Raw genomic sequence first — 12417 nt, 5'->3', positions numbered from 1 at the left:
TCTTCGGCATGCGCGTGTCCATGTCATGCATGGTATGCGTGGCGCACCTGCGGCGGCGGCAAGGCGTTGCCCGAAGCACACGGGGAGCAAGAACGGCACATGGTTTCCTCGGTGGGTGGGCGGCAGGCTGAAACCGCCTGAAATTTCAGCAGAAATCGCCGCTTGCCAAACATTCTGAGTGAGCAATGCTCAGCGCATGCCGTGATATGTGCAGCAAAACCAGGATTGGCTCCGTCCTTCGACGGCTTCGCCACGGACCGGATCTGCCGGGCTAGTCCGTCGCGGTGCCTGACGTGCTTTTCACCGGCCAGGAGGGGCAGGTCGATCACATGGACCTCGCCAAGGCGCGCTTCGTACTGGCCTTCCATGACTGCGGAACCCATTTCGTCGGGGAAAGCAGTGCACGCTGCCGGCTGAAGTTGCAGACGATTTGGTCGGTATCCCGGGAGACTTCGCGAAGCGCGCCTTCGCATCGGAGGCGGCCGCATAGTCGTTCTGCACGGAGCGGCCCGCGCTTCGTGCCGGGCGGGACGCGGCCAACCCGCCGCCCATCGTGAGTCAGGCTGTTGGGTTGGGGGCAGCGTTCATCTTGAACCGCCTGCGGTACACCGTTGGAGGCAATCCGACCACGCGATGGAAACGGGCTCTGAACGTTATCGGTGATTCGAATCCGGTGGCGCTGGCGATCTTCTCAATGGAGGCGGCTGACGTTTCAAGCAACTCCTGTGCTCGCCGCACCCGCATCCTAAGCAACCACTGAACGGGCGTTGACCCAACTTGTTCTACGAACCGGCGCGCGAAGGTTCGAGGTGACATGCAGGCGCGAGCGGCCAGAGTCGCTACGTCAAGGCGCTGGTCGAGGTTGCGCAGCATCCAGTCGATCAGCGGTGCCAGTGTGCCGTTTCCGGCGGGGGCGTGTTGCTGGATGAACTGCGCTTGGCCACCGTCGCGGTAGAGCGGGGCAACTGCCAGCCTAGCTGAGTGAGCGGCAACAGCTTCGCCGTAGTGGCGCCGCACCAGATAGAGGCACATGTCGAGTCCCGCCGAGGCGCCAGCGGACGTGACGACGTCGCCACTGTCGACGAACAACACATCAGCGTCAACGTCGACTTCCGGGTGCCGTCGCTTCAGCTCGGCTGTTGCAGCCCAGTGCGTGGTTGCTCGCCTGCTATCCAGCAGGCCCGCTGCTGCCAAAAGGAACGCGCCGCTGCAGATGGATGCGACCAGAGCGCCTTTCTCATGGGCTCTTTGAACAGCCCGAAGCGCAGAGGGTGAGAAGGGGGCGTGGACATCCTCGATGCCTGGCACGATGACAATTTCAGCGGAGCTCAGCTCTCTCAGGCGCCATTGCGTGCAGATCTCGAACGAACCGGCTGCGACCCGGTCCGACTCGGCACACACGCGGACTCGGTAGCCGGCCTCTCCGTTTGGCAGCTTCACGCGACTGAATACATCGCAGGCGATGCCAAGGTCATAGGGAATGACGCTCTTTGAAGCCAGGATGGCAACCGTCTTCATGTTGCGGGTTGGCAGAAATCAACCAAATGATGGCAATTCTGCCACTCGCGGTCACTAGGAGGGTCGCGTTACAAATGACCTTCACCTCAGCCATGACGCTATGCCATCGACACCCCATGATCAGCACCTCCCCACTCAACGGTCGACAGCGAACAGCAGAGACACAACGTCGCTCCTTGGAGCTGAGATTGAACAGTTGCGCTCGCTTGAGTTCGCCTCAATCTGCGAGGCCGTAACACTCATCCTTTTACTCGGTATTGCCGTCCCGCTGAAACATCTCGCCGGCTCAGCCTTGGCGGTGAAGGTGATGGGACCAGTGCATGGGCTGGCGTTCTTGATATATGCCTGGCTCATCGTTCAGACTGTGGCTGCGGGCGGGTGGCGTCCACGCGAGGTTGCATTGCTCTTTCTGGGGGCAATGCTTCCATTCGGAGGGTTCTTCAACCGAAAGCGGATTGCTCGCAGAGCGGCGTCATTGCTGCAGGAGAGTCAGCGTTGATCCCGTCCGTCTACTTGGCGCTCAAGGGTCTTCACGTTGCGTCTGCCTTGGTCTTCTTTGGAGGCACCTTGGCTGTATCGCTTCTTCTGTCAATGCCAGTTGGCCCAGAAGCCATGGGTAACGCTGCAAGAGCGGTGCGCCGATGGGACCGCGGAGTGACAACCCCCGCGATGTTCCTTGTATGGGCGTTTGGAATCTTCGCCGCCGTTCAAGGGCACTGGTTCTCTAGCGCCTGGCTTCAGCTAAAGCTCGCGTTTGTGGTGGCCGTTTCTGTGATCCATGGTGTGCAGTCGGGGCGGCTGCGGACTTTGGCGGAGAAGCCCGGCGCAGCGGCGGCGGCGAGTTCGTGGCGGCTATGGTGCGTCGTGGCTTGTGCGGTAGCGATCGCACTGCTGGCCACCATCAAGCCGTTCTGAATGGCCAAGTGATGGCGGTCCGGGCGGCCTTCTCCGCAGCGACCAAGCAATATGCAGCAGTAGCGTTACTTGTGCCGGGGCAGTTCCTCTAGAAACGAACGCCTTGACGTTCGGGGTCGCGCGTCAGCTTTCAGGCCATCTCCGGTGTGAGGTGACGTCAAGTATTGCCGCCCCTTGGGGGGTGTACTGGATGTCGCTTGACAGGCCGGGCGGCCGTGATCGTTGTCCTGTCGCCTGTTGTCATTGATCGGCGTAATCCGGCCACTCGCGATCGGCATTTACCGGCCACTTGAGCCTGTGCCGAGGGGCGTCTCGAACGACCCCGTAGGGGCCTTCATTTTGCGGTGTTTTCAGGGCCCTTCGATCCCCCCTTTTTCGACGCCGGTGGCACCTTCGGGTCGCGGTAGCTGCGCCCGTCCAACTCCAGGCAATAGGCGTTGTGGCGCAGCCGGTCCAACGTGGCCGAGGCGAGCAGCCGGTTGGTAACGAAGGCCTGATCCCACTCGGCGAAGTCCAGGTTGCTCGTCACGATGGTGGCGGCCTGCTCGTAGCGCTCGGCGATGAGGTCGTGCAGGTCCTCGTCGGCGGGCGCGCGAAGTGGCTTGAGCCCGAAGTCATCAATGATGAGCAGCGGCACGCGCGCCAGCGTGGCGAGCCGGCGCTCGTATGCGCCGGTGGCCCGCGCCGCGTTCAGGCTCTGGGTGAGTGCCGTGCAGGTGGAGAAGACCACGTCGACGCCTTGGCGCACCGCGCAGTGCCCGAGCGCCTGCGCCAGATGCGACTTGCCGATGCCCGACGGGCCAACGATGAGTACTGGGGACTTCTCGCTGAGGTAGCGCCCGGCGGCCAGGTCCGCCACGAGCGCGCGGTTCAGCCTCGGCAGCCGCTCGAAGTCGAACTGCTCCAGCGTCTTGGTCGTGCGGAACTGGGCGCGGCGCAGCCGCATCGAGAGCTTCTTGTTCTCGCGCCGGGCGACCTCGTCGCCGATCAGCATGGCGAGGAACTCGGTGTAGGCGAGCTTGCCCTCGATGGCCTGGCGGTTGCGGGCTTCGAGCGAGTCGAGGATGCCCGACAGGCGCAGCATCTTCAGCTGCGGCGTGAGCTCGGGGATGGGGCTGGTGTTCATGTGGAGTCCTTGGTGGGGCCGTGGCATCGAGCTGGCCTCGCGCGCGCGTCCACGGCCCCGCCGGCCGCGTCGTGCGAGGCGAGGTTCAGTGCCGTGTGCCTTCGCCGTCGAAGAGCTCGGCAGCGGCGCGCGTGAAGCGGGCATGGCCATAGGCCGCCGGCGTGTCGGGCGCAGCATTGGGCTGCAGGTCGGCGTCGGTGGCCAGGATGGTCTTGACGGTGCGGTAGTGCGCGCTGTCATGCGTGAGCGCGCGGTCGCAGGCCGTCTCCAGTCGTTGGTGGCCGTAACGCGTGGCCAGCGCGAGCACGCCCTGGGCCGCTCTGAGGCGTTCGCTGACGCGATCGGCCAGCAGGCGCTCGACGAGCTCCGCGCAGCGGGGCCCGACGTCGGCGGCGCGTGCGAGGCACCAGGCCTTGTCGCGAGCGAAGAAGGCACGCGCCGGCGGCGGCAGGTGGTCGCGCTGCGTCATGCGCTGACCCGGCCGCCGGGCGCGCAGGTGCGACGCCAGATGCCGGTAGTCCTCGTAGAGCACCACCACGTTGTCGGTGGCGCGCAGCCACAGCTCCTGGCCCACATGGGTGAAGGGCGCGGAGTAGAAGGCTCGATCGAACTGCACATGGCAGTCGCGATGCACGCTGACGCGCTGCCACGTGCCCAGGTCGGGTGCGATGGCAGGCAGCCGACGCATGAGCGGGCGCTCCAGTGCGAACAGCACCAGTGGCTGCTGCAATGTCGTTCCGTGCCGACGCTGCCCCGCCTCCTCCAGCACCCAGGTACGGACCTGCGCGTTGAGGTCGACCAGGTCGCGGAAGCGCCGCGTGGGCAGGAAGTTGCCTTTGACGTACTTCACGCCGGACTCGACGATGCCCTTCTTCTGCGGGTCGTGAGGCGGGCAGGCCTCGATTCGGAAGCCGTACCCTTCGGCGCACTCGGCGTAGGCGCGCTGCACCAGCGGGTCGTGCCGACAGGCCTTCACGATGGCGCACTTGGCGTTGTCGACAATGACGCGCTCGGGCACGCCATCGAACCACTCGAAGGCGCGGCGGTGACAGCCCAGCCAGGTCGCCACGGTCTGGTCCCAGACGAACTCGACGTACTGGTGGCGGCTGTGGGCCAGCGTCATCACGAAGGCCCAGGTCCGCCGGGGTTTGCCGTCCGGATGGGTCAGCACGGGGCCGGCTCCGAAGTCGACCTGTGCGGCCTCGCCCGGCGCGAACGACAGGCGCACCGTCGCCTCCGGTGGCCGCGCAGCCTGCATGCCTTGCAGCATGCGCCGCACCGCCGAGTAGCTGCCGGTGAAGCCGTGCTCGCGCTTGAGGGCGGCGTGGATCGCGCTGCCCTGCACGCCGGCGTCGAACCAGCGCTGCACGACCTCGCGCAGCGGCTCAAGGCTGGAGACGGTGGAGGCGGCCCGCTTGGGCGGCGTCAGCGCCATGACGATGGCTGCGTCGTCGGGCAAGTCGGCGGCGGCATCGAGCCAAGCACGGGCCTGCGCCACCTTTACCAGCTCAGTGGTCAGGCCTGCAAAACGCCTGGAACCCGCATGAACACTGGCATTGCGGGTGATCGCCGATAGTCCGAACTCCCAGTTTGCGTTGCAATGACGCGCAGTTCCTGGGAGTTTGGAGACCACCGCCGATGGCCACCGACGACTTCTTCCGCGCGCGCCTGGAGCAAATGATCGACATGCGCCACGCGCTGGCGGTGCTGGCCACGCGCATGCCGTGGGCGCAGATCGAGGCGTCGCTGGCGCCGCTGTTCGCGCACCAGGATCGCTCCGGCCGTGTGATCGAGGACACCGACCTGTTCGGCCCGACACTGGCGGTGGCCGGAGCCGGCGTGAGCCAGCGTGGCCGCCCACGGCTGCCGATCCGGCTGATGGTGGCGCTGCTGTACTTGAAGCACGCCTATGGCGAGAGCGACGAGTCGGTGGTCGAGCGCTGGGCCCAGGACGTGTACTTCCAGTTCTTCAGCGGACAGGTGTACTTCGAACCGCGGCTGCCCTGCGACGCGACGCAGATCGGGCGCTTCCGGCGGGTGCTCGGCGAGGCCGGCGTGGAGCAGTTGCTGAAGTCCACGATCGAGGCGGCCGTGGGCATGAAGGCGATCCGGCCCGCGGAGTTCGAGCGCGTGATCGTCGACAGCACGGTGCAGGAGAAGGCCATCGCTCACCCGACCGACAGCCGGCTGCTGGAGGTGGCGCGCGAGAAGATCGCGCGGCTGGCGCAGCGCGCGGGCTTGCAGCTCAAGCAGACGCATCAGCGCGAGGGCAAGACGCTGCGCCGGCGCGCGGCCGGCTATGCCCACGCCAAGCAGTTCAAGCGCTTGAAGCGCGTGCTGCGCCGCCAGCGAACGATCCTCGGGGCGCTGCTGCGCGACGTGCAGCGCAAGATGGTGACGCTGCCGCAGCAGGCCCAGGATCAGCTGAACATCTGGCTGCAGCGGGCCGAGCGCATCCGCACACAGCGTCCGCACGACAAGGGCAAGCTCTACGCCTTGCACGCGCCGGAGGCGGAGTGCATCGGCAAGGGCAAGGCCCGCCAACCCTACGAGTTCGGCTGCAAGGTGAGCCTGGCGGTGACGCACAGGCAAGGCCTCATGGTGGGCGCCAGGAGCTTCCCCGGCAACCCGTTCGACGGCCACACCCTGGCCGCACAAATCGAGCAGACCACGGTGCTGCTGCAGGACCTCGGTGTGAAGCCCACGACGGCCATCGTCGATCTGGGCTACCGCGGCGTGGATCACGAGGTCGCGCCGGTGCAGGTGATCCATCGCGGCAAGCACAAGACGCTGACCAACACGCAGCGCCGCTGGCTGAAGCGTCGTCAGGCGATCGAGCCGGTGATCGGCCACACCAAGCACGACAACGGGATGCATCGCTGCTGGCTCAAGGGCAGCGAGGGCGACGCCTTGCACGCCGTGCTGTGCGCGGCCGGCTTCAACATCCGCTGGCTGCTGCGTGCCATCGTGCGTCTGGGCCTGGCGGCCCTTCTCTTGTACTTGCGCAGCCTCGCTGCATTGGCCTGGCTGGCCCTGCATCGCTCCGCGACCGCCTCAGGCCGATCAACGGCCATCGATCACCGGCTCGCCTTCACGCTGCGCTGAGTTGGTGGAATAGAAATTTGCAGGGCCGACTCAGTGATCTTGTCGCGGCCCAGCAGGCCGCTGCGCGCGATCTCGCGCGCCGTGTCGCCCGCGCGCAGCCGCACGAGCACTTGTCGGTACTGGAACATCTCGATCCTTCTGCGACCCACCTGCCAGCCCTCCAGGCAACGAAAGCCAGGGACGGTAGCGGTGAGGTGGTTGAAGACTCGAGACGCCTTCTCGGCCGACGGCTGGCCGGTAAACGCCGATCACGAAGTGGCCGGTATATGCCGATCCTGCACTGGCCGGTAAATGCCGATCACGTGCTGGCCGGCAGATGCCGATCCTGGTCGCCGTTGTCTACCGGCTCAGCTGGCCGGTATATGCCGATCCTCGGGTGGCCGGTTTATGCCGATCGCTGACACCTGTGAACTGGTCTGAGGCGGGGAGGGTGGCTGGCTTGACGGTGGACGCCAGTTCGCGACCGTGGTCCAGGCTTCGCGAGGGGCGCGCATGGCGCTTCTTTGGCGGGGGCGTGCGTCGATCTGCGACCGTGACAACCGCTGGTGGGCGAATTCCTCAGTTTGCGAGTCCGTACCGCTAGCTCGCCGGGCGGAAGGTGCCTCGCCGGAACATGGGACAAACGTGATGAAGGTTGAGTGCGTAGTTCAAGCTCCACTTCGCAACATCCTGCCAAGTCCTTATTTATGAACGTATTTTCTCGGCATAACTGTATAAAACGACAGTCAACCCTAAGTGCTTGATTTCATTGAAAAAACTTGTGCCGAACCTTGACCCGCTACGGTCCGACCCTTAAAGTGGGAGGAAGTGTCGTTTCGTGGTGAAAAGTGTCGGAAATCGTCTTTCAGGGAGCCTCCAACTTGGCGTTAGACGCCAAGGGCCGCCTGAGTGTGCCCAGCCGACACCGCGAGGTGCTGCAGTTGCTCTGCCAGGGGCGCTTGACGGTCACCAAGCATCCCGATGGTTGCCTGATGCTGTTCCCGCGGCCGACCTGGGAGGTCTTTCGCGACAAGGTCGCGGCACTGCCGATGTCGGCCGCCGGCTGGAAGCGGGTCTTCCTCGGCAACGCGATGGATGTCGACATCGACTCGGCAGCGCGCGTGCTGATCTCGCCCGAGCTGCGCAAGAGCGCCGGGCTCAAGAGCGATGTGATGCTGCTGGGCATGGGTAGCCACTTCGAACTCTGGGATGCCGAGGCCCATGCTGCCCACGAGGCCGACGTGATGGCCGGTCCGCTGCCCGACGCGCTCAAGGATTTCAGCTTCTGATGGCCGCCGGGATGGACGAGACCACGTTCCGCCACACCACCGTGCTGCTGAACGAGGCGGTCGATGGCGTGCTTGCACGGCCGGACGGCATCTACGTGGATGGCACGTTCGGCCGCGGCGGACATTCACGTGCGCTGCTGTCGAGGCTGGCGCCTGAGGGGCGTCTGATAGCCATCGACCGCGACCCGGAGGCCATCGCCGCGGCAGCAGCCATCACCGACGCACGCTTCGCCATCGTCCACAGCGGCTTTGCCGACATGGCCGAGCAGTTGGCGGCGCTGGGTGTGCATCAGGTGGATGGCGTGCTGCTGGACCTGGGCGTGTCCAGCCCGCAGATCGATAACCCGGCGCGTGGCTTCAGCTTCCGCTTCGACGGGCCGCTGGACATGCGCATGGACACGACGCGAGGGCTGAGCGCGGCGGACTTCCTCGCCAGCGCCGACGAGCGCGAGATTGCACGGGTGATTCGAGACTATGGCGAAGAACGGTTTGCTGCACAGATTGCAAAGGCGGTTGTTGCTCGCCGCGAAACCGGTGCGCCGCTCGCGCGCACCGACGAATTGCGCGAACTCGTGGCTCGCGCGGTCAAGACCCGCGAGCCCGGCCAGGACCCGGCAACACGCACCTTTCAAGCCCTTCGGATTCATGTCAATGGCGAGCTTGAGGAGCTTGAGCAGGGGTTGAGCGCTGCGCTTCGCCTGTTGGCGCCTGGTGGACGGCTGAGCGTTATCAGCTTCCATTCGCTGGAGGATCGGCGCGTCAAGCAGTTCATCGCTGCCCACAGCAAGGCTGAGGTGGACCGCCGGGCGCCGTTCGCGCCGCCCCCGGCGCTGGCGCTGAAGGCGCTGGGCCGCGTGATGCCCAGCGCTGCAGAGGTGGCTGCCAACCCCCGCGCGCGCTCCGCGGTGCTGCGTGTGGCCGAGCGCACGGACGCGCCATTGAAGGTGGTGTGACGCCGTGGCCAAGCTCAACCTCATCCTCCTGCTGGCCGTGCTGGCCAGCGGCCTGGCGCTGGTGCACAACGCCTACGAGTCGCGTCGGCTCTTCGCCGAGCGCGAGCGTGCGAAGAACGAAGGGCAGCGTCTGGCCGCCGACGCCGAGCGGCTGAAGGCCGAGCGTCATGCGCAGGCAACCAACCTGCGCGTGGAGCAGGTGGCCCGCGAACGCCTGGGCATGCGCGTGATCTCGCCGGCCGTCGTCGCGTCGGGGGTGTCGCAATGAGCAAGGGACACAAGTCCGGCGCGCGTGCCCTGGGCTCGGGGCGCGGCGTCAGCTATTCCACCAGCCCGCTGCTGGCCTCCAAGACGCCACCCTGGCGCTCGCGCTTCCTTGTCGCACTGGTGGGCCTGGCCTTCGCAGGCTTGCTGGGCCGGGCCATCTACGTGCAGGTGCTGCACACCGAGTTCTTCCAGAAGCAGGGCGAGGCTCGCTACGCACACACGCTGGAGCTGCCGGCCAGCCGCGGCCGCATCAACGACCGCAGCGGCCAGGTGCTGGCCGCCAGTGTGGCCGTGCCATCCATCTGGGCCATTCCCAAGGAAGTCGACACCGACGCCGAAAAGCGCCGCGAACTGGCCAAGGCGCTAGGCCTGTCGAACAAGGAGCTGGCATCCAAGCTCAACCCCGAGGCCCGTTTCGTCTGGCTCAAGCGGTTGGCCGACGACGACACCGCCGCGCGCGTGAAAGCCATCGGCCTCAAGGGGATCTTCCAGGACCGCGAGTACCGCCGCAAGTATCCGGAGGGCGAAGCGGCGGCTCATGTAGTGGGCTTCACGAATGTCGAGGACCGTGGCCAGGAGGGTATCGAGCTGGCCTTCCAGAAGGAGCTGCAGGGCCGCGACGGCTCGCGCTCGGTCGTGCGAGACCGCCTTGGCCGCGTCGTCGAGGACATCGGCGATATCGTGCCTGCCGCCAACGGCCACGACATCGATCTTGCCGTCGACTCCAAGGTGCAGTTTTTCGCCTACCAGCGCATCCGTGACGCGGTGGCCGAGAACAAGGCCAAGGCCGGCTCCGTCGTCGTGTTGGACGTGCAAAGCGGCGAGGTGCTGGCCCTGGCCAACTTCCCGAGCTACGACCCCGGTAACCGACAGAACCTCTCCGGCGAGCAACTGCGCAACCGCGCGCTGACCGACGTCTTCGAGCCAGGCTCGACGATGAAGCCCTTCATCGCCGGCCTGTCCATGGAGACCGGCCGCTCCACGCCCGACACGCTGGTGGATACCGGCAATGGCAAGTACGCATTCCAAGGGGCTGTCATCAGCGACACCAAAGCCCATGGTGTGATCCCGGTGCGCGAGGTCATCAAGTTCTCCAGCAACATCGGCGCCGCCAAGCTGGCGATGCAGATGCCGCCGCGGGAGATGCACGAGATGTTCACGGCCATCGGCCTGGGCCAGCGACCGCAGATCAGCTTTCCTGGCGCCATCTCCGGCAAGCTGCGCCCCTACAAGACCTGGCGGCCTATCGAGCAGGCCACCATGAGCTATGGCTACGGCCTGTCGGCATCGCTGTTCCAGCTGGCCCGGGCGTACACGGTGTTCGCGCGCGACGGCGAGATCATTCCGGTCAGCATGCTGCGCCAGCCTCACGACCATCCGGTCGCCGGCATCCGCGTCTTCAAGCCTGAGGTGGCCCGGGAGCTGCGCTTGATGCTGCAAGCTGCGGCCGGCCCCGGCGGCACGGCACCTGATGCCCAGGTGCCTGGCTACAGCATCGGTGGCAAGAGTGGCACGGCGCACAAGCAGGAGGGGCGCGGTTACGCCAGCCACAAGTACCGTTCCTGGTTTGTCGGCGTGGCACCCATCAGCAAGCCGCGCATTGTTGTCGCCGTCATGGTGGACGAACCCACGGCCGGTGCTTACTACGGTGGCAAGGTCGCCGGCCCGGTGTTCAGCCAGGTCACGGCGCAGACACTGCGCTTGCTGGGCGTGCAGCCAGACCTGGACGTGAAGAGCCAGATCGTCGCCAACCAGAAGGCTGTCGCGGTCGAGGAGAGCTTCTGATGCTGACACGCCTGAAATCCTCCGACGCTGCCGCCCGTTGGCTGGCCGAATGGTGCACCGGCACGCTGCGCACCGACAGCCGTCATGTCCAACCGGGCGACGCCTTCATCGCATGGCCTGGCTATGCCCGTGACGGCCGCGAGTTCGTTGCCGCGGCGCTGGCCTCAGGTGCCGCCACCTGCCTGGTGGAGGATGGCGACGTCGAGCGCTTCGGCTTTGTCGATGCGCGCGTGGCTTCGCTGCCGGGGCTTAAGGCGCGCACCGGTGAAATCGCTGCGGCCTTCTTTGGAAATCCCACCGACGTGCTGGACGTCATCGCCGTCACCGGCACGAACGGAAAGACCTCGTCGGCCTGGTGGATCGCGCAGGCTTCCAGTCAGTTGGGCCGACGCTGCGGCGTCGTAGGTACGCTGGGCATCGGCGAGCCGCCCAGGCTGGACTACAACGGCCTGACCACGCCAGACCCCGTGCTGCTGCAGGCAGCCTTCGCCCGCATGCGCGACCAGGGCTTCTCTGCCTGCGCCATCGAGGCCAGCAGCATTGGCATTGTCGAAGGCCGGCTGGCTGGTAGCGCCGTGCGCGTAGCCGTGTTCACCAATTTCACGCAGGACCATCTGGACTATCACGGCACCATGGGCGCCTACTGGGCAGCCAAGCGTGCGCTGTTCGATTTCCCCGGCCTGCGCGCCGCAGTCGTCAACCTCGACGATCCCAAGGGAGAGGGCCTGGCGGCGGAGCTGGCGTCGCTGGAAGTCTGGACTACCGGCGTCGAGCGTACCGACGCTCGTCTGACAGCGCGCGGCCTGCACTACACCGGCGAGGGGCTGGCCTTTACGCTGCATGAGGGCGGCGAGGCGGTCCACGTGCAGACCGGCCTGATCGGCGACTACAACGCGGCCAACCTGCTGGGCGTGGCCGGCGCACTGCGCGCGCAAGGCCATGCGCTGGCCGACGTGGCCCGTGTGCTGACCTGCGTGACACCAGTGCCGGGTCGCATGCAGCGTGTTGGCAACGGTCGTGAATTGCCCCAGGTGGTCGTCGACTACGCGCACACGCCGGACGCGCTGGACAAGGCGCTGTCGGCGCTGCAGGGCCTGGCCCAGGCGCGCGGCGGCGAGCTGGTCTGCGTGTTCGGCTGCGGCGGTGACCGCGATGCGACCAAGCGCCCGTTGATGGGCGCCATCGCCGCGCGCCTGGCCGGTCGCGTCTTCGTAACGACCGACAACCCGCGTACCGAAGCGCCCGCACGGATCATGGCCGACATCGCCGTGGCAGCGCCGCAGGCGCTGGTCATCGAGGCGCGCGAGGAGGCCATCCGAACGGCCATTGCCCAGGCCGGGCCGCGCGACATCGTGCTGGTCGCCGGCAAGGGTCACGAGGACTACCAGGAGGTGATGGGCGTGCGCCGCCCGTTCTCCGACGTCGGCGAGGCGCGTGCGGCGCTGCTGGAAAGGGCGGGCCTGTGAACCTCGCAGCGCTG

At 66.4% G+C, this 12417-nt stretch carries 12 protein-coding genes; 8 read left to right on the top strand and 4 right to left on the bottom strand.

The features are described from left to right. Positions 1-558 precede the first annotated feature (558 nt). Complete coding sequence (locus tag QM732_RS19235) at positions 559-1518, bottom strand: GlxA family transcriptional regulator (protein ID WP_415657702.1); 960 nt, start codon at positions 1516-1518, stop codon at positions 559-561. Between the two features lie 100 nt (positions 1519-1618). Here QM732_RS19235 and QM732_RS19230 point away from each other — a divergent pair, with 100 nt between their 5' ends. Then, the gene (locus QM732_RS19230; RefSeq protein ID WP_415657701.1) at positions 1619-2017 is read left to right on the top strand and encodes a DUF3817 domain-containing protein; all 399 of its coding nucleotides are present in this window, start codon (positions 1619-1621) and stop codon (positions 2015-2017) included. Further along, on the top strand, positions 2014-2433 hold the full coding sequence (locus tag QM732_RS19225; protein WP_415657700.1) for a CopD family protein: 420 nt from the start codon (positions 2014-2016) through the stop codon (positions 2431-2433). The genes QM732_RS19230 and QM732_RS19225 overlap by 4 nt, the downstream gene beginning before the upstream one ends. 334 nt (positions 2434-2767) lie before the next feature. Here QM732_RS19225 and istB read toward each other — a convergent pair whose 3' ends face one another. Together istB and istA are read right to left on the bottom strand one after the other, a co-directional pair. Next, the gene (gene istB / locus QM732_RS19220) at positions 2768-3559 is read right to left on the bottom strand and encodes an IS21-like element helper ATPase IstB (RefSeq protein WP_415657699.1); all 792 of its coding nucleotides are present in this window, start codon (positions 3557-3559) and stop codon (positions 2768-2770) included. Between the two features lie 85 nt (positions 3560-3644). Next, positions 3645-5057, bottom strand: a complete 1413-nt coding sequence (gene istA / locus QM732_RS19215; RefSeq protein ID WP_415657698.1) for an IS21 family transposase — start codon at positions 5055-5057, stop codon at positions 3645-3647. A gap of 140 nt (positions 5058-5197) precedes the next feature. Here istA and QM732_RS19210 point away from each other — a divergent pair, with 140 nt between their 5' ends. Continuing rightward, positions 5198-6664 (top strand): IS5 family transposase, encoded by a 1467-nt coding sequence (locus QM732_RS19210; RefSeq protein ID WP_415654708.1) that lies wholly within the window; start codon positions 5198-5200, stop codon positions 6662-6664. Here QM732_RS19210 and QM732_RS19205 read toward each other — a convergent pair. Beyond that, the gene (locus QM732_RS19205; protein ID WP_415659443.1) at positions 6637-6792 is read right to left on the bottom strand and encodes a hypothetical protein; all 156 of its coding nucleotides are present in this window, start codon (positions 6790-6792) and stop codon (positions 6637-6639) included. The genes QM732_RS19210 and QM732_RS19205 overlap by 28 nt on opposite strands. 708 nt (positions 6793-7500) lie before the next feature. On the opposite strand from QM732_RS19205, the gene QM732_RS19200 reads away from it, so the two are divergent. Genes QM732_RS19200 through QM732_RS19180 form a run of 5 tightly spaced genes read left to right on the top strand, consistent with a single transcriptional unit; the run spans position 7501 to position 12403 of the window. Continuing rightward, positions 7501-7932 (top strand): division/cell wall cluster transcriptional repressor MraZ, encoded by a 432-nt coding sequence (locus QM732_RS19200; protein WP_415659417.1) that lies wholly within the window; start codon positions 7501-7503, stop codon positions 7930-7932. Positions 7933-7943: 11 nt separating this feature from the next. Further along, a complete protein-coding gene (gene rsmH, locus QM732_RS19195; RefSeq protein WP_415657697.1) occupies positions 7944-8885 on the top strand; it encodes a 16S rRNA (cytosine(1402)-N(4))-methyltransferase RsmH in 942 nt (313 codons plus the stop codon). 4 nt (positions 8886-8889) lie between these two features. Beyond that, positions 8890-9153 carry a cell division protein FtsL gene (gene ftsL, locus QM732_RS19190; RefSeq protein WP_415657696.1) on the top strand — a complete coding sequence of 88 codons (264 nt, stop codon included), beginning with the start codon at positions 8890-8892 and terminating at the stop codon, positions 9151-9153. Further along, positions 9150-10937, top strand: a complete 1788-nt coding sequence (locus QM732_RS19185) for a peptidoglycan D,D-transpeptidase FtsI family protein (protein ID WP_415657695.1) — start codon at positions 9150-9152, stop codon at positions 10935-10937. The genes ftsL and QM732_RS19185 overlap by 4 nt, the downstream gene beginning before the upstream one ends. Then, positions 10937-12403, top strand: a complete 1467-nt coding sequence (locus QM732_RS19180; protein WP_415657694.1) for a UDP-N-acetylmuramoyl-L-alanyl-D-glutamate--2,6-diaminopimelate ligase — start codon at positions 10937-10939, stop codon at positions 12401-12403. The genes QM732_RS19185 and QM732_RS19180 overlap by 1 nt, the downstream gene beginning before the upstream one ends. Positions 12404-12417 lie beyond the last annotated feature (14 nt).

Origin of the sequence: Roseateles sp. (assembly GCF_047654805.1) — a bacterium.
Taxonomy (GTDB): Bacteria; Pseudomonadota; Gammaproteobacteria; order Burkholderiales; family Burkholderiaceae_C; genus Pelomonas.
This window is presented reverse-complemented; position numbering and strand designations above follow the sequence as displayed.